Source organism: Mucilaginibacter gynuensis (genome assembly GCF_039541195.1).
GTDB lineage: Bacteria > Bacteroidota > Bacteroidia > Sphingobacteriales > Sphingobacteriaceae > Mucilaginibacter > Mucilaginibacter gynuensis.
Window position 1 is genome coordinate 30182 of record NZ_BAABFT010000015.1, and the last position, 22273, is coordinate 52454.

Genomic DNA, 22273 nt, shown 5'->3' on the forward strand with positions numbered 1-22273 from the left:
TTAAGTGATACATTTGCCGCATTAAATGGATACAGTAAGTAATACTCCCCCGCCGGTACAAAAGCGGAACTCCAAGCTAAAAACACGCGTAACCGGTTTTTTTGTTAACCTGTACGATGTAAGTAAATTTGTAGTACGTTTTTTTAAAGAAGCATTTGTACCCCCTTATGAGTTTAAAGAAATAATACGCCAGTGTTTTGAGGTAGGTGTGCGTTCGCTAACCCTTATCTCGTTAACCGGTTTTATTATCGGGGTTATTTTCACCAAGCAATCGCGCCCGTCGTTAACCAACTTTGGTGCAAACTCGTGGCTGCCCTCGCTGGTTTCCATCGCGGTAATGAAAGCGCTGGCCCCGTTGGTTACCGCTATTATAGCATCAGGTAAGGTAGGTTCAAGCATCGGTGCCGAATTAGGCTCCATGCGCGTTACCGAACAAATTGATGCCATGGAAGTATCAGGTACCAAACCCTTTAAATATTTGGTTTGTACTCGTGTTATAGCCACTACGTTCACCGTGCCTTTGCTGGCCACCTATTCGGCTTTGATAGCCTTATTGGGCGGTTACCTCAACGTATCACAAAACGAGGGTACCAGTTTCAGCGAGTTTATGGAATCGGCCTTTGAGCCTATTAACTTTATAGATATAAACGCCTCATTGGTAAAGGCCATTGTGTTTGGCTTTACTGTGGGTATGGTAGGTTGCTACCAGGGTTATAACTCAAGTAAGGGTACCGAGGGTGTAGGTAAAGCGGCCAATAACGCGGTGGTAATAGCCATGTTTTTGGTATTTATTGAAGAAGTACTTATTGTACAAATAGCCGGCTGGTTCAGATAATTATTTATGGAGAAAGCAAAAGCACAAATTAATTATGATAACCCGGTAATATCGATCAGGAACCTGGAGAAATCCTTTGGCGACTATCATGTACTGCGGGGCATCGATCTTGACCTTTTTCAGGGCGAGAACCTGGTGGTGCTTGGCCGTTCGGGTACCGGTAAATCGGTATTGATCAAATTGATATCAGGCTTACTATACCCCGACAGCGGATCAATCGATGTATTGGGTAATGATGTACTCACGCTTGATACCCGCTCATTACAGGAGCTGCGCATCAGGATAGGCTTCTCGTTTCAAAACAGCGCGTTGTATGATAGTATGACCGTGCGTAAAAACCTGGAGTTTCCGCTGGTACGTAATAAAAAGGGCATCACCCGTAAAGAGATAGATCAATCGGTAGAGAGCGTGCTTGACGCTGTTAGCCTTTCGCAAACCATTAACCAGATGCCTTCGGAGCTGTCGGGCGGTCAGCGTAAGCGTATAGGTATAGCCCGTACGTTGATACTTAACCCCGAGATTATGCTGTATGATGAACCAACTGCCGGCCTCGACCCTATTACCTGTATCGAGATCAATGAACTGATCAACGAAGTGCAGCAGCGTTACCATACATCGTCAATCATTATTACGCACGATCTTACCTGCGCTAAAATGACCGGCGACCGTATTGCCATGCTGCTCGACGGGCAATTTCAGCGGGTGGGTAACTTTAATGAGGTTTTTGCCACCAGCGATGAAAGGGTAAAACCGTTTTACGATTACAATTTTATACAATAGAAAAGAAAAACATATACCATATATATGGATACTACAGAAAATAAGAAAGCAATTATAGTAGGTATTTTTGTTGCCATAGGCCTCGTTATATTCGTGGTGGGGGTGCTTACCTTGGGCAGTTCGCAAAAAAGCTTCGTTAAATCAATCCACGTAAGCTCACGCTTTGATGATGTTGCCGGTTTAAAAAAGGGCGGCGCTATCTGGTTTTCGGGCGTTAAGATAGGTACCATTAAAGAGATCAGCTTTACCGGTGTTTCGCAGGTAGATGTGGTGATGAACATTGATGAAGCCGTAAAACCTTACATCCACCGCAACGCTTCGGCCAAGATAGGTTCTGACGGATTGATTGGTAATAAGATCATCGTGATTGATGGCGGCAGTCCGCAGGCCCCGGTAATTGAGAACGGAGATGTACTGCAATCAGAAAAAATGCTATCGACCGACGATATGCTGAAAACCCTGCAAGAGAACAACCAAAACCTGCTGGCCATCACCAAAGATTTTAAACAGTTAAGCAGCCAGATATTACAAGGTAAAGGTACCGTTGGCGCCTTACTGGCCGATAGCACTATGGCTATTAACCTGCGTAACGCCATGCGTAACTTACAAACCACAACTGAAAGCGCTTCGCGAATGGCGGTTCAACTGGATCATTTCAGCCAAAAGATGAATACCAAAGGCGGCCTGGCCGATAACCTGCTTACTGATACATCAACCTTTAACCGCATAAGGGCATCGGTTGCGCAATTGCAACAAGCCGCGGCTAATACCAATACCTTTACCGATAACCTTACCAAAGCCAGCAACAAGCTGAACGGCACCGATAACGTGTTGGGTATTTTACTGAACGACCGTAAAGCGGCCACACAGGTACAAACCAGTATTAACTATTTACAGTTAAGCTCGGTTAAGTTAAATGATGATTTGGAAGCCGTGCAGCACAACTTCTTTTTAAGAGGTTTCTTCAAGAAAAAAGAAAAGGCCAAAGCCGACAGCATTAAAAAAGCTAACAAGCAATAAGGCTTTATCCTGATATAAAAGTAAACAAGAAAGACCACCTCAATTGAGATGGCCTTTCTTGTTATTGGGCTGATTGTAGATTACTCATCCGGTCTTAGCTTCGCTCGACCACCTTCTCTGCTGCGCAAAGAAGGATTTTCTAATCTTTCAACTTTTTCTTCATACCCTCTTTGCGCTTGCGCAGAGAGGGGCGACCAGCGTAGCGTAGTCGGGGTGAGTCAACTAAGCTATTTTAAGCGCCTGGTACTCGTGCTGACGATATATTTGCTGCGATGCCTTCAGCATGTTTTCCATGCGGCGTACCAACTTGTTGGCATAAGTTAAGTTAGTATCTAAATTATCAAGATCTGTTTCGATAGCTTTTAAATTGGTGATACGCCCCAGGGTGATGATGATCAGCTTTTCATTCTTTTCTAAAAAAGAGATAACCTTCATAAAAAATATGCTTTTCTCTTTAAGCAGTTTTTCGTTCTCATCAATCATGCGGGTAAATTCGGCTTCGGTCACATTGTTAATTAGATTGCCGGTTTTAACCATTTGCAACAGTTTGGTATAAGTAATGCTGATTTTGCGATAAGTTAACTGCATCTCTTCATCCACCGAGCGGATGGAGAAGCAGTGACGATATTTTTCATAATAACCAAATGCACCATTAGCATTAAGGATGCAATTTTTATATTTACTAAAAATAAGATTTGGTTCCATAAGCAATACCTTTTTTTATGCTTAGTGCCAAATATAGAACCAAAAAACTATCGCTGCAATTAATAAACTTTCCCAAAACCCGGCATATTGGCAAAATATTCCGAGAAGTTTTAGGATTATGCTAATGTAACAAGAATGAGACTCATTATATTTAACCAATGTTTAAACACCTATTGGTAAAATGGTTTAGCATTTGGTACACTTGTTCATTTTGTTCACAAAAACCTACAAAAATTTCACATACTTCACACTTATTTAATCATTGGTATAAATTATTTTTACACAATTAATAAAACTATCAACAAACTATCAAAGGCGGCTAATGTTGTTAAGGCAAACAATACATCATGAGCAGCAACAATAAATATATAATACAAGCCGCGGGGCTTGGGGCAATAGCCGGTTTACGTACCACCTTTGCACCGGCAATAGCCAGTCATTATTTAAGCAGGCACCCAAATGCTGCCATATCTAATTCAAAACTAAGTTTTATACAATCGCCCGTAACGGCTATTATAACCAAGATATTATCGGCCGGCGAAATTGTTGGCGATAAGCTACCTACCACTCCCGACAGGATCGCTTTTCCGCAAATCCTTGGGCGCATAGGTTCGGGGATGTTTGTTGGGGCTACCATTTACAAAGCCAATAAACAAAGTTTGCTTACCGGTGCGCTGGTAGGCGGGGCATCAGCATTGGCGGCCAGTTTTGCAGCCTTTTACCTGCGCCGGTATATTGATAAACTCCCCCATGTAAAAGATGCCGTTACCGGTGCAGTTGAAGATGTTATAGCTATTGGCAGCGGCATTGCCCTTTTAAGCAAATAGCAATAATTTGTACAAACAATCGATTATAATTGATATATTTAGCTTACCCCATCCATAAAAAAGGGCGCTAAGTATATCTTTATAATTTATGAAAAAATATTTACTTCTCCTTATTCTTATTTCCTCAGCGTTTATATCACGTGCGCAAAAGTATAATTTGAGTTTAAATCTTAAAAAAGGCGAAACTTACAGTACCATCAGCAAAGCCAATACAGTGATCAATCAAATGATCAATGATCAGCCTTTGGATATCAGCATGACCATTACCGGCAAAATGTCGTACAAAGTGATCGGCATAAGAGATAGTTTGTATGACATGACCGCCCAATACGACAGCCTGGGTTTTACCATGAAAATGCCTAACGGCGAACTGTCATCAAGTTCTGAAAAGATCGACAGCAGCAACATATTCGGCTTATTAATGTCGAAACTTAAAAACAAGCCTTTTAAGCTTACCATGTCAAAAACCGGCAAAATATCGCAGGTAGATGGTGTTGAGAAAATGATTGACGGCCTGATAGCCGGCATGGGCAGCAAACTGAACGACGCGCAAAGAGCGCAGATGAAAAGCCAGATGAGCAACTCGTTCGGTACGGAGGCTTTCCGTACAAGTATGGAGGTATACCTTACCATTTTCCCGGGTGCCAAGGTAGCTAAGGATGCTAAATGGGTAATTGACACCAAGCTAAAATCAACCATGGTAGCCGATGTGCATACCACCTATACGTTAAAGGATGTTACCGACCAGTACTACCTTATTGCCGGTGATGCTACTATTAAAACCGACCCTAAAACGCCGGCTGCTACCGTAAACGGTTTCCTGATAAAGTATAACATGGCGGGTACCAACCTTACCGAAATTAAGGCCGATAAAAAAACGGGCTGGATAACCGAAGCGCACGTTGTACAGAATATAAAAGGCAATAACGAGATACAGGACAACCCGCAAATACCGGGCGGAATGACCATACCGATGACCATGAATACCAACATGACCATTACTGATAAATAGCCGTTTTTAGCGTTTGTACGCTTTGTTCACTTTCTGAAAAGATTTTAGCCATTGCAAATAATTGATATATTTGAAATAACAATTTGACCCCTTTAGCTAATAAAATTTTTGAACACCCGGCTACAATATAATAAAGAGACCGCTGCGCAGTTTAATTTGCAAACCATACATACCTTGTACAATAAGTACGGGGCTATGTTACTGGGTTACATTTTTGACGTAGTGAAGGACGAGCAACAGGCCGAAAAATACCTGATAGACGTTTTTAATGATGTGCCCACTGTACTGCACGAGTTTTCGGAGCATGGCACCAATGCTTATTGCAAGCTTCAGTTAATGGCAAAAAAGCGCCTTTCGGGCTATTTTAAAAACGTTGAAGATTGCGAGGATGGCAGGCCGCGCACATCGGCAAGGCCTAATAAATATACCGACCTCATGACTGCCGAACAGCAGCTTGTTTTTTGCGGTATACATTATCAGGGTAAAAACACAGCTACCATTGCTGCCGAACTGAACACCAATGAAGAAGGTGTAAGAAGATTATTAAAAGAAGCGTTTATCATTATCAGGAACAATCGTGATCATGCAGGAATACATTAACAGCGGAATACTTGAAACCTACGTGTTAGGTTGCGCTTCTGAAGAAGAAGCCAGGGAAGTGCTGTACATGAAAGAGCAGCATCCCGAAATACGTTCGGCCTTAGAACAGCTGGAGATAGATATGGAGCGCATTGCCGAAGCAGGCGCCCTGCTACCACCGCCCGGCACCTGGAGCAAAATAGAAAAGCAAATTGAAGAGATCAGCTTGCGCCAGCCTACCGAACCGGCTATCTATCGCGAACGTTATAACGACAATACGCAAGCCCCACCAACTCCGCCTGACTACATTAACGTGGAATCGGAATCGAGCCACATGCGCATACATAAGGTATGGCGCTGGGTTTTCGCGGCGGTATTTGTGCTGGGTAAGATATTTTTAGGCTTCGCGATATATTATTACCTGGAGAACAGGCAAATGCAGGAGCAATTATTAGAGCTTAAAACAGAGATGAAGCAACTGAAGAAGTAAGCCCCCCTCTCAAAAGCATAAAACAAGAAATAGCGCACCATTACGATGCGCTATTGTTGTTGATAAGGGTTTAGGTATTAAGCTTATTACTCGTTGTGCGAGGTATCGCTATTTGCACTTTTGGCGTTTTCGCGTTGCAGCTTCTTCAGCATATCACTGCCTATCAAAGCATCAATCATTCCGCCCGAACCGCCATCTTTACCGCTCACCAGTATTTCAGGCACCAGTTTAATGTTGTTGCTGGCTAATGCTTCGGCTACACGTACTATGGCGTATTGTTCGGTACCCATGGCCTCGGTCTTTTGCTTGGTTACTTCGGCTTCGGCTAAACCAATGGCCTTGATCTTCCCGGCTTCGGCATCACCATTCACTACGGTAGCGTTGGCATCGGCAGTGGCATTCACTGTTTTTACTTCAGCATCGGCTTTGGCGTTAATGGTTTTCACTTTGGCATCCGCCTCGGCATTAATGGTTTTTGATTCGGCCTCACCTTTGGCTGATGCTACTTTTGAAGCTGCCATTTGTGTATTGATCTCTACCTGGCGGGTTGATTTTACTACCTCCGGCTGCATATCGGCACCGGCTTTGGCACTTTCAAACTCCTTACGTTCTATCTGCGCGTGGCGCTGTATCTCGTAGGTTACCTTTTCCTGTTCAGCAATTTTACGGTCGGTAAGAGTTTTCATCAGGGCAGCAGGCGGCACAATGTCACCTATCAGGGTATCAACCCCAACAACATTGTACGTACCCAGCACCGCGCTGATATGTTCTTTAGCATCGTTTTGCCTTTGTATACGGTTGGCCAAAAAGCCTATCACATCGCTCTTTTGTGCCGAGTTACGGAAGTAGTTGGCAATAGTTGGTTCCAGTACCTGCGATACCAGGTTTTTCATTTTACCGAAACGGGCTATTACTTTAGGCGCTTCATTTCTGGGTACGTGAATAATTTGCGACACATCCAAATTGAAGGTAAAACCATCAGACGACCTCACGGTAATGGTACTTAGGTTCTTGTCCAGCTCGTGTGCTTCGGTGCGGCTATCGGCCCAGTTGAGCACAATGTTGGTAGTTGGCACTATTTCAACCGCGTGAGTGTAGATGTTTACAGGATGCTTGCCCGGGTCGAGCGGTTCTTCCCACACCCCTTTTTCGTTTCGTTTTACAATGTTACCATGCTTAAAGCTATCGCCGCTGGTGTCTTTACCTAACGGACCAACGAAGGAGTTCACCACGCCCACATAACCAATCGGGATATAGATCATATCTACCTGCTCTACCAGCACAAACCAGGGGTTGAGGTAATAGGTACCGGCCAGTATCACATCTTCCTGTAAACCTTTGCGGCCACCGGCATTGATAAAGGCTATCGGATCCTGAAAGTTTTTATGCCCGGCTACCGATTCACCGGCAATTTCACCTTTATCCAACGGTTCACCATCCAATGTAGTGATCACCCCTACTTTGTTCTCCTGTATCTGGGTGATAGGCACAGTAACAATTTCGAACAAAAAGGTATTAATGCGGTAGCTACCCGGCGTAAGGAAAGCCGCCTGCGGGCCCTTTTGCCCGTTGTTATCCAGAAAAGCAATGGCATCCTGAAACTTATCGCAGTCTACCGGTTTACCCAGCACGCGGCCGGTATCCAGCGAAGCGCCATCCTTAGCCTTTACCAGTCCGAGCTTATTTTGCTCAATGATGGTGAACGGTTGCATAAATATGGCATACTGCCATGGCCACATGCGCCAGTACAAACCTGGCGCTAAGGCTTTGGCCTGCATACCCGCTTCGCCGTTGGTAGCAATGATACGCCCGTCGGGCAGGCGCTTGCTTGATGATAAGGTGAATTTTTTAACGACCAGCCCTATGCGGTCGTCGGGGACGATCACCATCCCGAAGAACACCCTTAATACGAATTTGTACAAAATAATAAGCACAACAAGGGGCACTACCCATAACAGGTAAAAATTTAAATCAGACATTTTTGGTTGAGATTTTTAAATACCAAGCCCTTAAGGTACGGGCCTTTAAAATAGACTTACAGCTTTATTTTGAGCACCTTAGCTGTAAAGCAGGTTAGATTTTCGGTGTGTTTTGGTTTACATTTTGCAATGATATTACACACCAAATATTGTATAGACTAAAACGATTTGCAAGAGATAGCGAAAAAATAATTAAATAATAATAACAGGATATTTTTATAATTTTCCTGTCAAAATAACATTATTAAAAATGCCTAAAAATATAATATTAGCAATTATTGGAGCCTTAGTTTTTTTGCTTTCGGCCTGCGGCGGAGGCATAAATGCCGAAAAACTGCGCGGAAAATGGAAATACATCAAAGTTTTTAAACCAAATGCCAATCCGCCGGATACGGTTTCGAGCATTGAACTGGATGAAAACAAGCCCTATATTGAGTTTTCGGGCGATGACAAACTGAAAATAATTTGGGGCGGCGAAGTACTATCGCACGGCACTTATAAAATAGAAGCCAGTAATTTACGCTATCGCGAAGAATTCGACAACGGCCAATCGCGCCAGTTCCCCTTTTACGTATCAGAACTTACCGACAAAAAGATCATCTTCGAAACCGTAGGCGCCGACGGCTCACGTGTGGAAGCGGTTAAGGAGTAATTTAGACCATAGTCCATGGTCGATGGTCCATAGATAAGATTGCATTACGCTGTATACCAATGGCTATTGACAATGGTCGATGGCTTATATTCTATAGATAAAATTGCATTACGCTGTATACTATTGGCTATCGACCATGGACTATGGACTATAGACCATGGACTATGGACCATCGACTATGGACTAATTAATGCCCAACAACAACCACCTCATTATCCGCGGCTATAAAGCGGTCGCGGTTGATGCGGATGCTGGTGAAATAAACCACAAAGGCCAGCAGAGACGAACCGAATACTACGATAGCCAGCGGCAGTACCGATTTAGAATCGAACATACCAACGGCTGTTGATACCAGCGCGCCTATGCCTAATTGCAGTGCGCCCATTAATGATGATGCCGTGCCCGCGTTTTTGGCGAAGGGAGCTAATGTTAAGGCGGCCGTGTTAGGGTTGGTGATACCGATGCAGCATAAAAACAGGAAGATCATCGCTACGGTACCGTATAAACCGAACACATTATTCAATGCCCCTGTGAAGAACAATGCCGCAATAATAGCCTGGGCACTTAACGATACTTTTACAATTTGCTCGCTGCGGTATTTCTTGAGTAGCAGGCTGTTCACCTGGCTCGATCCGATAAAGCCTACCGACAGGCCTGCGAAGATCCATCCGTAATTCTCCTTGCTCACACCAAAAACTTCCATAAACACCATCGGAGAGCCCGCCACATAAGCGAACAGGCCCGAAAAGGCCAACGCACCCGTAAAGGCATAGGTGTAAAATTGCGGTTCTTTCAACACAACCCAAAAGCCATTAATAATGGGAATAGGTTTTAAGGACAGGCTTTTATCGGGCTGATAACTATCGGGCAAGGCAAATATCACTGCCAGTAATATCAACGCGCCCATTACAGCTAATATAATAAATACCCATTGCCAGCCTGCACCCGCCGTAACATAGCCACCTACAGTAGGCGCTATCATAGGCGAAGCACCTACTACCAGCATCAGCAAGGCGAATACCTTGGCATTATCTTTCACTGGGAACAGATCGCGTACCATGGCCATAGAAGCGACAGCTGCCGCGCAACTGCCTATGGCCTGTATAAAACGTAACAGGATTAACGCATGTAGCGACCCCGCGAACGCGCAGCCTACCGAAGCTATCACATAAAAAGTTAACCCGAAATATAAAGGCTTTTTGCGGCCATACTTATCAAGCAATGGGCCATATAGCAATTGCCCGGCAGAAAGCCCGATAAAAAAGCTCGACAGGGATAACGCCACCTCGGGCACGCTTGTGTGCATGTAAGTGGCAATGGCCGGAAAACCCGGCAAATACATATCAATTGAAAACGGACCTAACGCTGTTAGGGTTCCTAAAATAAGTATGAGGAAAATGTATCGTTGCTTAGTCATAAAGTACTTTGTTTTGTTGCCGCGGCAGGTGGTATTGGCGGCTTAGCTTTTGCAAAGATGCCTTATTTTATTGCAACATAGCTGCACTTCGTATAAGCGTATTGTCAATTTTTATTAGTGCGAATTATCGTAATAAGTGGCGTCTTTTACAATTTTGCCTTTCGTAATAGTGAGTACAGTGCAAATGGGCAATCGCCATTTTTTACCATCGGGCAGGCTGCCGCCTGATACAAACTCCACCACTACCCTATCGCCGGTGGCGGTAATACTTTTAACGTCATCCTTAATATCCGGAAACATTTGCTGCATCTCTTTATACTTGGAAGCGGTTTCGGCGGGTGTTTTCTTCACGTATTCCGTTCCGAATGAAGGATCTAAAAACTCGGCCGTATCAGCATAAAAAGCCGCCATTTTTTTCCAGTCGTGCTGGTTAAAGGCTTCAAACATGCCTTCTGCTATCGCGATGTTTTGCGCGCTGTTTTCAAATTTGCGGCAGGCCGATAGCATCAGCATGGCAATTAATATAAGTGATAGGTTTTTCATTATTGTGTTATGGCTTGTGTTAATTCTTTCCAGTTATCTTTTAGGGTAACATCCAGTTGTCCCTTACCGGTTTCGCAATAGCTTTTAAGGGTGAGCAAATGCCTTGCCCAATGAAAATTGCATACCGAAAAGTATTCGCTTTGCTGCCGCCAGCAGCTATGGCTAAAGTTAAGTATAACCGCGCCTTTTTTCTGCTGAATATCGAAACTTATACGGGTGTTGGTCCACTCATCTTCGGGTAACAGGCATTGCCATTCTACAAATTCATTCGGTGTCAGTTCGATGATCTTCATGGGGGTTACGCCGCTTGCGCCTTCATCAAACAGGTTGATATAACCAAGTTCGGGCCGGGCGGTGGTTTTCCTGATCCACCATTGCGATAGACCCTCCTGCCCGGTAACGGCATCATAAACCTTATTTGCAGAAGCCTTTATCCATACCTGGTGTGTAATTGCCGCCATCGGCATGTTTTGCGTATATTGAAAATAACTTAAATTAAATAACATACGGTGCCTTTTAAGTTTAATTGCCGCTGTAAAACCACATACCACCGGCATAATATAAAATTAGCCAGGTTAAACGAATTGCGCACGGTGAAAAAATGTCAATAAAAGGGGGCAAAAAAGACAAAATATTGTAGTTTAGTTTCTTAGAAACTGATCAAGAAATAGTTTCTAAATATGAACATTATAAAAAATACGTCATTGCGAGGCACGAAGCAATCCCAAACTATACAGAGCGGCCCTGTAAATCGGGGATTGCTTCGTCGTTCCTCCTCGCAATGACGCGGCCTTTTTAACTTTTAGTACAATTTATACCACCTATGATCAACCTCGCACTGTTATATACGCGCCAAAGCCGTCCCATTAGTGTAGCGGCCATATTAGATATTTTTGAAAGCGTTAATAATTTTAATGCTATTAAACAACTGCCCCCGGCTTTCAGCATTCAACTGCTTAACAACGGCGACACCATTACGGTACACGAGAAATACCAAACCGTAAACACTGCCGACGCCCAAAAGCCCGATGTGATACTGATACCCGCCTTTAACTCTATGGCCGATATGGAAGAGGCTGTGCGCTCAAACCATTCCTTTATCCCTTGGATACAGCAACAATGCAGACAGGGGGCCGAAGCCGCAAGTTTTTGTACAGGCGCGTTCCTGTTGGCTGCAACCGGCTTGCTTAACGGCAAAAAAGCGACTACGCACGTAATGGCCACGGGCAGTTTATCGCGTGCCTTTCCTGATGTTATGGTGCAGGGCGATGATGTGCTTACCTGCGATGACGGCATTTATACCAGCGGCGGTGCCACCAACACCTTTCACCTACTGCTTTATTTGGTAGAGAAATATTGCGGACGCGATGCTGCCGTACAAATTGCCAAAATGTTTTCAATAGATATGGACCGCGACCGGCAGAACTACTTCGCTACCTTTTTACCCGAGAAAAACCATAACGACCCATTGGTAGCTACCGTACAGCAACGCATGGAATCGGCCTATGCGCAATCGGCTACCATTGAAGAGATCGTGGGCGACATACCTTCAAGCCGACGCAATTTTGTGCGCCGTTTTAAACATGCTACCGGCATTACCCCTATCGAATACCTGCAACGTACCCGCATTGAGGGCGCTAAAAAACTACTGGAAAAAACCAACCAAAGCATCACCGAGATCATGTTCAATTCCGGTTATAACGACCTAAAATCGTTCCGGCAGTTGTTTAAAAAAGGCGTTGGTTTAACCCCTAAAGAGTACAGGGATAAGTTTCAGGCAAGCAACAGCTAACCGCAAACAGCTATATATCAATAAAATAATCGCCAAAAATCATTATTGGCTTACTATTTGCATAGTTATCATTTTAAATATAATGACCTATGAAAAAGTTAGCAATATATGGCGGGTTGATCATCACATTCCTGCTTTCGGCAGGTGATTTTGCCCACGCCCAAACAAAAAAGAAGAAAGGTATTAGTCAGCAAGGTAAAGGTGCCATCATTGGCGGCGCAGCAGGCGCGGTAGCAGGCGGACTGATAGGCCAGGACGTAAAAGGGGCCGTAATTGGCGGCGCGCTTGGCGCCGGCGGCGGTTACGTAATAGGTAACGAAAAACGCTTAAGCAAAGAGAAGAAAGAGCGCGCTTACCGCAGAAGTTTAAAGAAAAAGAAAAAGGTTAATTAAGTATAATGAGGCTTGCGTTTGGCAGGCCTTTTTAATATTTGTCATTGCGAGGCACGAAGCAATCACGTAGCTCTGCGTGACCGCTCTGTATAGTTTGCGATTGCTTCGTGCCTTGCAATGACAATTCGTTGAATAGCACATTAATCAACTTCCATACAAATACTTACGAAGTTTTGAAAACTTCGTAAGTATTAAGCCTTAAGCGAATTTACTTCTTCGCTTCCGCAAACTCCAAACGCTGCCCGGCGCTGTGGGCGTTAAATTCGGGGGCGTACATGCTTTGTACGCTGGTGATACCAGTGGCATACTTGCCTGGTTGTGCTACCCGCAATTTATACTCGAATACATAATTACCTTTTCTTAACGTGCTGATGAAAAAGTTGGTAGCTACATCCTTGCTTACCTGGTAGTAATATAAGCCATCCTGGTATTTATATGCGGATAGCGCGTCAACAGGTTCGGTACCTGCCGGGCGCATATCTTTCAGGTGTATGTAGTCAAAATCGCGGTTGGCATTGAGGTATACAACTACTTTCAATATATCGCCCGTTTTGGGTTGATGTGCGGCATCAACAGCAGTAAGCACATCGCCCGCGTCGGTCTTTTTCAGGATGAAGTATTTACGTTCCAGTTTTATTGCCGTGTTTGATGGCGTTATTTTATCCAATTTTTCGGTATACTGCCAGTACAAAGCGCCCCAGTTAATGGTTTTGCTGTTGTTTTTGATCTCCACTTTGCCCAGTTCAGGTTTTACCTGCTCATCAGCCCAGGCGGTTTTAATATAACCTGTACCGGCTTCCGTTTTTACATCGGGCTTTAGTTCGGTAAGCGATTTACCGGCAATGGTGATCGTACTTTCGGTATTATCAGCCAGCAGGTTATCGCCCTTCATTAATAAGGCGTAACAAGCGGCGGCAGTGGCTTTGGTGTTTCGCCAGTTGCTTGTTTGTTTATTGCGGAGCAGCCAAACCTTCATTTCTTCCACCGCTTTCAGGTTATTGGTAGCTTCGGTAAACAGCTCGATCATTAGCGACTGTGTTTCCACCGGCGCCTGGTACCAATAATATCCCGACTGGTTCTTTGGCCAATACATGCCCAACTCATCTGACTGCTTAGCGGTTTCCAGTAATGAATTAATGATCTTTTGGCTTACATCTTTCCTGTTGTAACGGTACATAGTAAGCGCTATAAGGGCTTTCTCATATTCGCTTTGCGTTACCCATTGACTGGCCGCCCTGTTTATATAATTCTGTAAAACCTCGCTCAATTCGGCATCCATTTTTACCGACGTAAAATAGCTGCGGGCATACCAGGCATGTGTTTCGAGGTTATCTACATTACGGGTTTTGTAATTTTTATCATATTTACGAACATTCAACTCGCGGCCCTTCAATTCATTATCCATGTAAACGAGCAATTTTTCGGTGATAGATTTTAACGATTTATTGCTCTCCTCGCCCAGGTTTAATTTTTTAAGCTGACCTATACCCGCCAGGATATGCTGACTGATATAGCTATCGGCATACTCACCACCAAACCACGGGAAGCCGCCGCCCGGCAGCTGTCTTTTCTCCAGTTTGCCAAGGTTTTGCGCCAGCTCATAACTCATCTTGTTAAGATCGAACAATAAGGCTATTCGCTTCTTCTGCTCGCTCTCGCTGACGGCATCCTGCAACCAGGGCGATTCTTCTAACAGTACCGATTTCAGCTCTTCATTTTTTTCGAGGTTAGATAGTAGGGCTTTGGAGTCGGTGGCTTTCCACCGGTCGAACACCTGTTTAATTTGCGGGTATTTGTTTACAATAGCCGTAGCGAAACTATTGGCATAATACCGGCTAAAGATCTGCTCCGAACATTCGTAAGGGAACTCCATCATATAAGGCAGCGCCTGTACCGCCGTCCATGCCGGGTTTTGGGTATACTCCAGTGTGAGTGTCTTATTTTTAAGTGTTGTGCTGGTTTGGTTGATCAGTTTATCAAACGTGAAAGCCTTTGTTTGCCCGGCCCTCACCATCATCGGCAAGCTCTCTGTAACCAACATATTGTTAGGGAGTACGGGCACGGTATTTTCTTCCCCATCGCTGTAGTCGCCCCCCTGCGCGGTGAGGCGATAGGTAAGCGCGTCTAATCCGGCCGGGATGATCAACTTAAAGGATACTGATTTATTAGTTGAACCGGCTACCTCAACATTTTGTTCCGCTTCTTTCGGGTTAACCAGCAGGTTAACAGGCTGCATAGTGAGCGCGTTAAATAGTTGCAGGTTCACCTTGCCTTTTAAGGTTTGCGTGGTGATGTTAGCCAAACGCGCCGATACCGTAAGCGTATCGCCCTCGCGTAAAAAGCGCGGCATATTGGCACTGATCATCAATTGCTTTTGGGTGATCACACTTCGCTCTATATAGCCCAATTGCAGATCTTTAGTATGCGCCAATCCCCTGAACTTCCAGCGGGTAAGCGATTCGGGAATAGTGAAATCAATCAGGATCTGTCCTTTTTCATCAGTATGCAGTTGCGGGTAAAAGAAGGCTGTTTCGGCAAAGTTTTTACGGGTAGTAATAGGTTTAACAGGCAAACCTTCGTTAGGAGAATCTTCAATTACTTGTTTAACATCTGAATTTCCTACAGGTTCATCAATACGTATATCAGCACTGGGATCTCCGTAAGCACTCTTTCCCCGTATTTGAATTGAGCCCCGAAAACCCGGAGCACCATTACTAACTTCTGCAAAAGCATAAGCCGCACCGGTTAAAGTTTCTTTTTTATGATTGCTGTAGGCTACTGTTACTACTTCTTCCAAAGCTTGATGATCTTCTTCAAGCTTTATTTGCACATCGCTTTTGGCTTTGGTGGTTTTCAGCCCATAACCCTTATAACCTATAAAGCTAAATACCAGTGAGGCTTTTGGCGGCACCTTAATTTTAAAGTAACCAAACGAATTAGTTTGCGTACTTATTTTAGTGCCCTTTATGGTTACCAATACCCCCGGAAATTCCATATTGGTCGTCTCCTCAAACACCCGCCCTGCAATAATATAACCTTTGGACACTTTGGCGGCATTCCTAAGGTATTCGGCAGCCAATTCCTTGTCTGCTATGCGTCTTCGCTCGGCAGCGCTTTTATTGTTTTTTACCTCTTGCAAATATTGCCGGTAAATGTCGCCGCCTAAACCATAATAATTGTAGCCGAAAAGATTCAGTTTTTCATAATCGCGTTTTTTAAACGATTCATTTATCCAGGGTTCATGTAAACGCTCAGCTGTAGCTTCTTTAACATAGCCATAAGTTTGCCATTTAAAATAATCGTAAATAATTCTTGAATAAAACTGACCAAGATCGCCATTCCATTGCAGCGCGGGCGTAATATCATCTAACGATGCATCATACATTGCGGCAACCATCTCGGCGGCAACCTTTTCATTTTTAGTACCCGATACCTGTAGTTTCCATTTCTCCTTTTCACCGGGCTGCAACTTGTTTCTGAATGTGCTGAATTTTATGTTTAATTTATTTTCAGGCTTTGTAATATTTATGTTTTGATAACTGATGTATTGCCTATTAGCACACACCATAAAAAACTGTACAGAAGCATATTCATCGTCGTTAGTCACCGGAAAATTAAACAACCGCGGGCCTTTATCCACCTTTACCCAGGCCGACGATAATAGTTTATTACCACGATACTTTTCGGCCAGTATGTATCCCCCGCTGTTAAAACCAGCCAAATACGCTACCGAACCACCCGGAGTAGCGTCTTTTTTTATGGGGATCAACCAATCATTAGCATTTTGAATTATCGGATCATCGAAAACAAACTTGCTGTAGGCCTCCAGGCTATCCTTATCGCCGTTAGGGGTTAATGCCGTAACTATTATTTTATATACACCCGATGGCTGTTTTTTTAAACTCGCTGCATCAAGTACCGATGCAGTAGAATCATTTGTATTAATGGTAGTTTCAAACACCTTTTCTTTAACCGGCCATTTATTATATAATTCTTCATCGTTAAAAGAATAGGCCGGGAAGTCCTTTGCGTAATCTTCAGCGGTAAGTGTAAACTGATCGGGCCTTTCCCATAAGCGATCGTTGAATACTTTACCTGTACCTTGCAGGGCAAATACCTGTACTTTCACCTCTGCTTTTAATTGTTTACCATTTAGGTTATTAACCGACAGAGGAAATTTAAGTGTATCTTTTGTAAATACATACGCCGGTATAGCCATATTAATCTGTACAGTTTTAGTGCCCACAGTTACACTGGCCTTACCTGTTTGCGTTTCATTACTACCATCGGTAACATCTGCTGTAACATCATAGGCATAGCTTATGTTGGTGGTTCTTTCGCCGGGCAAGGCCTTAAATTTTATAGTAAAAGCTCCGTTAATATCTGTTGTTACGGTATCGGCGGCAATTTCGGCATTGGGCACCCACACGTTGCTGTACCTTCCGCCATATTCTATCCCTCTAAAATGAACGCTTCTTCGGTTTATTTTATAGGCAACTGAAGTGCTTGAAAGCCCATAGCCTGCAAATGCCTTTACCGTACCTGTAACAGTTACACTATCATTAAACTTATATGTTTCCTTTACAGGATTAAATTCTACAGAAAACGTAGGGCGCTTGTACTCTTCAATTCTAAAATCAAGCATTCCGTTATCAGCCTTAAGAAATGCCTGACCGAAAAGTATATTCTGCGGAATTATAAAAGAGCCTGCGAAAGTACCGTATTCATTAGTAGTTAATTCTGTTTTTACCAAGTCTTTACCGTTGAGCCCTACTAACTTAATATTAACTTTTTCGCCAACCATTATAGCGCTTTTGTTTTTTATCGTTTTTATCTGTAAGCCCTTGAAATAGATGGTTTGCCCCGGACGATAGATCTGCCTGTCGGTAAATAACAAAGTATGTTTCTGCCCACCATCATTGGCATCACGATAACTTGTATTATATCTTCCTGTTACATACTTACTAACATCAAGCAGGGTATCGGTTTTATTCACCAGTTGAAAGGCAAGCCCATAATTTGAAACTACGTTTAGTTTTACACGTCCGTTAATATCGGTAAAGTCACGGGTGATCAATTTGGACAGATCAGCCTCTTCGCTGTAATCCTTTCTTGCTAAAACATTTACCTGCACACCGTTCAAAGGCTTTCCGGTTTGGCGGTCGTTAATTATCAATTCAATAAGCTCATCCGGATTACGCCGAACAACGCAACCAAGGTTACTTACACTAAAGGAAACCATTGCATAGGTATCGGCATCTTTTGCCCCGCTTTCCATAGCTACCAAAACGTAATTACCACTTGTTAAAGGCTCAATTTTAAACTCGGTGCTATGGCCTTTAAAATCAGCGCTATCAGGCACCTTTATTTGCTGCTGTTTATACAGTTTCGCGCTGCGCTGTAAAAAACCCATCAGGCTATCGGCTGTCACATCAGGGTTGCTTAGCTCTCTTTCCGCTAATTCGCGCAGATGATTGTATCGCTGTGTTTGTTTAGAGGTTAGTTTATATATCAAAACACCAGCTGATGATATGTTCCGGTATTGCAACAAGGCCAGTATTGGTTTATCTGGAATATTTACATTTTCTACCTTTACTGTTGTGCTCTTTTTTTCAATATTATTAAGCAACATCGCGGCGTTTTTGCCGCCCAAGCTTTGCGGATAACTATTTACTGCTTTTTTAAGGATAGCATGAGCCGTTACTAAGCTGTCCTTATCCTTATAATATGCACCCAATAGGGCCAGGGCATCGGCACTGATAGGTTTCGAGGCAAAATCGGCAGCTATTTGTTGAAGCGCGTTTTTATATTGAACATTATTGCCGTCATATCTTGCATTAGGGAACAAAAAGCTGATTCGTTTAAGATCCAGATCGGCCAGTGCTTCTGCATTGCCACTTTGCAGGTGAAAGGCGGTCGCCTGTTGCAAATACTTAATACCCCAGTAAGGCATGGATATGGTATCAGTAGTATTTAAGGTTAAAGAGGCGAAGGTTTTGCTATCGGTAAAAAAGCGGGGGTCTTTAGCGAAGAAGACTTTCCGTACGCTGGTAACATTTGCCTCGGGCGACAGGAACAGATCAAACGCGCGGTGTACCAACAAGTCGTAAAGTGTAGGCCGCAGGTAACGCGTTTCTTTATCACCTACAAGTACGTCGCTTAATACATCAACATGCGTATTTTGCTCTTTGGCGGCATCTTGTAATGATAAAGCATATTGCTTGCCCGCTTCGGTAAGTATGGTTTCCAGGTCCCAGTTTCTGAAATCGGCATCCTGTTTTTCAAGTTTAGTGCGGTTGGTGAACCGGTAACGATTACTACGATAGTAGTTCCAGTACATATCGCCCAATAAAGATTGCAATACAGGCTTCACCGGGAAAGGTGCCCGGGCTATATCATTTTTAAGCGTATCAATAATGGGCATCATCGCGTCTTCATCCATATAGCTTTGCATGGTGATACGATAGATCACCGCCCGGATAATTTGCGAAGGGTTCTCATCTTTACGCGCCAGGGCATCAAGCTTGTTTACCTCAACCAATGCCGATTTAGGCAGACCAATACCCGCAAGCGAATCAATTTTCCGGGTTAATTTATCGTAAGCAGTTTGGGCAAATGCGGACTGAAAGCCCAGTAAAAACGCCGCGACAAGCAGCATTTTAAATACAAACAGGTTTAGATGGCGCATAATAAGCGATGAGGTTATACCCGTGTAAGATACTATTTATATCAAAAAAATCCCTTTTAATAATTGAGCAAGGCAAGCCAATCATCTCCGAAAAAGCAGTTTACTGAAATAATTTATTTCTCTTCCATTTGTCATAATAAAATCATAATTTAATCGTCGCCAGCTAAACCCAATTCGCATCTAATCCGTTAAGCAATTATATATGATCAGAGTGTTAGCTGTATTATTCGTTTTAGTGCCCTGCTGCCTGTTGGCGCAGCCTAAAATGATACGCGATACGGTTTACAACCCGGTTAATACTTACGGGCAGCGCGATCTGATAGACATTGGTCGTGATGTGTTCAACATCCGTCCGTCAAAAGTTAAGGTTGAAGAAGAGAAGAATGTTTATTTTTCGTTTCTACCCATATCCTCAACTGTACCGGGTGGCGGCAAGGCCTTGTTCACCTCTACCACAGCAGGTTTTTATTTAGGCAATCGCAGTACTACTTATATCTCCACCATCAACTTTACGCCGTACTTCAATTTCAGGGGGCGTTACGGTTTGCCTATCCGCTCAAACATCTGGCTTAAAAATAACGACTGGAATATACAGGGCGATACCCGCGTAATGGTTTACCCCCACTACACCTGGGGACTTGGCGGTACCAACGATAACGACGATAAAATGCTGATAGACTATAAGTACATCCGCTTCTATCAAAGTGCCTTGAAACGTATTAAGCCCTACTTTTATGCCGGGGTAGGTTACAATTTAGATTATTACGTAAATATAGAAGGGCACGACAATTCCAAACTGAAAGATTTTACCGGTTACAGATTCGGCACCGGCGATAGCAAGAACTCCTTTTCATCGGGTGCAAGCCTCAACCTGTTGTACGATAGTCGCAATAACTCTATCAACCCCTTACCCGGTTGCTATGCCAACCTTATTTATCGTTTTAATACACGAATGTTAGGTAGTATTAACCATTGGCAATCCTTATATGTGGATATGCGCAAATACGTATCGCTAAGCAATGGCGGACCCAAAAATGTACTGGCCTTTTGGAGCTATTACTGGACTACCCTCTCCGGTGGAACGCCTTACCTTAACCTGCCCAGCATAGGCTGGGATCCATACCAGCGTTCGGGCAGGGGTATCAGTCAAAACCGTTTCAGGGGCGATAAGCTCATCTATTTTGAAAGTGAGTACCGCCGGGATATTACCCGCAATGGTTTACTGGGCTTCGTACTGTTTGCCAGCATAAATTCGGTATCAGAACCCGATACCAAAAGATTCGCGTACTGGAATCCTGCGGGAGGATCGGGCTTGCGGATAAAATTCAATAAAAATTCGGGTACTAATATTGGTGTTGATTATGGTATGAGCAAAGGATACTCGGCAGTGATGGTTACACTGGGCGAGGCATTTTAAATGCCATTTTGTAACAATGAGTTGACATAGCAACAAGCTTTTACAGCACCCGTTAAAATAGTTGAACCCCGTTAATTGACTTTATTACTGATCCCGAAAAATCATAGCAAAACAAAAATACCGGAACACATTTTTTTTTGTATTTTTGTAAGCTTTATAAAAATATCCAACTAAAATTAGCCCAAACTCATGCTCCTTATTAAGGGGTAACTCACAGCAAAACAATCAAGGTAGCTTTTCGGGCTCATTCGTTTTATTAATAATATATGATGTTGAAACGTATTTTAGTGTTAGATGACAATCAGGATATCCTTGAAATTGTACATGAAACCCTCGCTTATGAACAATTTGAAGTAAAAAGCACCGGTGTAGCATCTGATGTTATACCGATGATGAAAGATTTTGATCCGCATTTGGTAATACTTGATTATCGTGTAGCGGGCACTAATGGCGGCGAAATTTGCAGACAAATAAAATCTCACCCCGATCACAGCGAAGTACCGGTAATTATCTTCTCGGCCTACATTAACAATACCAGCGAATTGTTCGCCTACGGCTGTGATGCCATCATTAACAAACCCTTCGACTTAAACGAGCTTGTAGAAAAGGTGAATAGCCTTGTACAATAATCCATAGCAAATTCCCTTTATTTTCATACGCTTACGCTCATCAATCAACTACTAATCAGCTGATTGCAATCAAAAACGTACCTATTATTGCCAAATAATTAAAAACAAGGCTATTTCTGCTTCTATTTTATTAAATCTTCAACGAAAAGCCTCCTGCGCAATTAATAATTTAATAACATCGTCGCTGTTTTAACTTTTTGTCAAAAATTTTAAATTTGTGATACTACTGAGTGATTAATACAAACTACCCCTCAATTGTATTGCACAATGATATCTACAAAAAAAGACACCGCTGTAGAAACAGAACAAAAAAAGATACACTATTGCCCTAAATGCAATAGCCGTTTAATGGATAGGATTCCCCGAAGCCCGCTTGTAAAATTATTTTTACCCTGGATGCACCTCAAAAGATACATCTGTTACAAGTGCCAGCACAAAACTTACGTTAACGATTAACAAGTAATTCATTATCGTAACTATTATTATAATTATTAATTAATAATAGTATCAAAATCT

18 protein-coding genes are annotated in these 22273 nt (G+C 43.2%); 12 read left to right on the plus strand and 6 right to left on the minus strand.

Features of this window, described 5'->3' with window-relative positions; translation table 11 throughout:
• Positions 1 to 25 precede the first annotated feature (25 nt).
• The 3 genes from ABD894_RS21860 to ABD894_RS21870 are packed head-to-tail and all read left to right on the plus strand — an operon-like array spanning position 26 to position 2635.
• A complete protein-coding gene (locus ABD894_RS21860; protein ID WP_345213211.1) occupies positions 26 to 835 on the plus strand; it encodes an MlaE family ABC transporter permease in 810 nt (269 codons plus the stop codon).
• 6 nt (positions 836 to 841) lie between these two features.
• Positions 842 to 1615 carry an ABC transporter ATP-binding protein gene (locus ABD894_RS21865; RefSeq protein ID WP_345213212.1) on the plus strand — a complete coding sequence of 258 codons (774 nt, stop codon included), beginning with the start codon at positions 842 to 844 and terminating at the stop codon, positions 1613 to 1615.
• Between the two features lie 24 nt (positions 1616 to 1639).
• Positions 1640 to 2635 (plus strand): MlaD family protein, encoded by a 996-nt coding sequence (locus ABD894_RS21870; protein ID WP_345213213.1) that lies wholly within the window; start codon positions 1640 to 1642, stop codon positions 2633 to 2635.
• A gap of 222 nt (positions 2636 to 2857) precedes the next feature.
• Here the strand turns inward: ABD894_RS21870 and ABD894_RS21875 are convergent, their stop codons facing one another.
• Positions 2858 to 3340, minus strand: a complete 483-nt coding sequence (locus ABD894_RS21875; RefSeq protein ID WP_345213214.1) for a hypothetical protein — start codon at positions 3338 to 3340, stop codon at positions 2858 to 2860.
• Between the two features lie 347 nt (positions 3341 to 3687).
• Here ABD894_RS21875 and ABD894_RS21880 point away from each other — a divergent pair, with 347 nt between their 5' ends.
• The 4 genes from ABD894_RS21880 (at position 3688) to ABD894_RS21895 (ending at position 6248) form a co-directional block, all read left to right on the plus strand.
• Complete coding sequence (locus ABD894_RS21880; protein WP_345213215.1) at positions 3688 to 4167, plus strand: DUF4126 family protein; 480 nt, start codon at positions 3688 to 3690, stop codon at positions 4165 to 4167.
• Positions 4168 to 4255: 88 nt separating this feature from the next.
• Positions 4256 to 5179: a DUF6263 family protein gene (locus ABD894_RS21885; RefSeq protein ID WP_345213216.1), complete on the plus strand. Its 924-nt coding sequence runs from the start codon at positions 4256 to 4258 to the stop codon at positions 5177 to 5179.
• A gap of 108 nt (positions 5180 to 5287) precedes the next feature.
• Positions 5288 to 5779, plus strand: a complete 492-nt coding sequence (locus tag ABD894_RS21890; RefSeq protein ID WP_345213217.1) for a sigma-70 RNA polymerase sigma factor region 4 domain-containing protein — start codon at positions 5288 to 5290, stop codon at positions 5777 to 5779.
• Positions 5763 to 6248, plus strand: coding sequence for a hypothetical protein (locus ABD894_RS21895; RefSeq protein WP_345213218.1), 486 nt, complete (start codon positions 5763 to 5765; stop codon positions 6246 to 6248). Before ABD894_RS21890 ends, ABD894_RS21895 begins: the two co-directional genes overlap by 17 nt.
• Positions 6249 to 6334: 86 nt before the next feature.
• Here the strand turns inward: ABD894_RS21895 and ABD894_RS21900 are convergent, their stop codons facing one another.
• The gene (locus tag ABD894_RS21900) at positions 6335 to 8227 is read right to left on the minus strand and encodes an SPFH domain-containing protein (protein WP_345213219.1); all 1893 of its coding nucleotides are present in this window, start codon (positions 8225 to 8227) and stop codon (positions 6335 to 6337) included.
• A 250-nt stretch (positions 8228 to 8477) separates the two neighbouring features.
• Here ABD894_RS21900 and ABD894_RS21905 point away from each other — a divergent pair, with 250 nt between their 5' ends.
• Complete coding sequence (locus ABD894_RS21905) at positions 8478 to 8879, plus strand: hypothetical protein (protein ID WP_345213220.1); 402 nt, start codon at positions 8478 to 8480, stop codon at positions 8877 to 8879.
• Between the two features lie 187 nt (positions 8880 to 9066).
• Here ABD894_RS21905 and ABD894_RS21910 read toward each other — a convergent pair whose 3' ends face one another.
• The 3 genes from ABD894_RS21910 to ABD894_RS21920 all read right to left on the minus strand — a co-directional run bounded on the left by ABD894_RS21910 (position 9067) and on the right by ABD894_RS21920 (position 11345).
• A complete protein-coding gene (locus tag ABD894_RS21910) occupies positions 9067 to 10296 on the minus strand; it encodes a multidrug effflux MFS transporter (protein ID WP_345213221.1) in 1230 nt (409 codons plus the stop codon).
• A 114-nt stretch (positions 10297 to 10410) separates the two neighbouring features.
• Positions 10411 to 10839 (minus strand): nuclear transport factor 2 family protein, encoded by a 429-nt coding sequence (locus tag ABD894_RS21915; protein WP_345213222.1) that lies wholly within the window; start codon positions 10837 to 10839, stop codon positions 10411 to 10413.
• Positions 10839 to 11345 (minus strand): SRPBCC family protein, encoded by a 507-nt coding sequence (locus tag ABD894_RS21920; protein WP_345213223.1) that lies wholly within the window; start codon positions 11343 to 11345, stop codon positions 10839 to 10841. Before ABD894_RS21920 ends, ABD894_RS21915 begins: the two co-directional genes overlap by 1 nt.
• 317 nt (positions 11346 to 11662) lie before the next feature.
• On the opposite strand from ABD894_RS21920, the gene ABD894_RS21925 reads away from it, so the two are divergent.
• Together ABD894_RS21925 and ABD894_RS21930 are read left to right on the plus strand one after the other, a co-directional pair.
• On the plus strand, positions 11663 to 12631 hold the full coding sequence (locus ABD894_RS21925) for a GlxA family transcriptional regulator (protein WP_345213224.1): 969 nt from the start codon (positions 11663 to 11665) through the stop codon (positions 12629 to 12631).
• 89 nt (positions 12632 to 12720) lie between these two features.
• On the plus strand, positions 12721 to 13023 hold the full coding sequence (locus ABD894_RS21930; protein ID WP_345213225.1) for a YMGG-like glycine zipper-containing protein: 303 nt from the start codon (positions 12721 to 12723) through the stop codon (positions 13021 to 13023).
• Between the two features lie 208 nt (positions 13024 to 13231).
• On the opposite strand, the gene ABD894_RS21935 is transcribed toward ABD894_RS21930, so the two are convergent.
• Complete coding sequence (locus tag ABD894_RS21935; RefSeq protein ID WP_345213226.1) at positions 13232 to 19711, minus strand: alpha-2-macroglobulin family protein; 6480 nt, start codon at positions 19709 to 19711, stop codon at positions 13232 to 13234.
• A gap of 202 nt (positions 19712 to 19913) precedes the next feature.
• On the opposite strand from ABD894_RS21935, the gene ABD894_RS21940 reads away from it, so the two are divergent.
• The gene (locus tag ABD894_RS21940; RefSeq protein WP_345213227.1) at positions 19914 to 21128 is read left to right on the plus strand and encodes a BamA/TamA family outer membrane protein; all 1215 of its coding nucleotides are present in this window, start codon (positions 19914 to 19916) and stop codon (positions 21126 to 21128) included.
• Positions 21129 to 21394: 266 nt separating this feature from the next.
• The gene (locus ABD894_RS21945) at positions 21395 to 21757 is read left to right on the plus strand and encodes a response regulator transcription factor (protein WP_345213228.1); all 363 of its coding nucleotides are present in this window, start codon (positions 21395 to 21397) and stop codon (positions 21755 to 21757) included.
• The last annotated feature ends 516 nt before the right edge of the window (positions 21758 to 22273 follow it).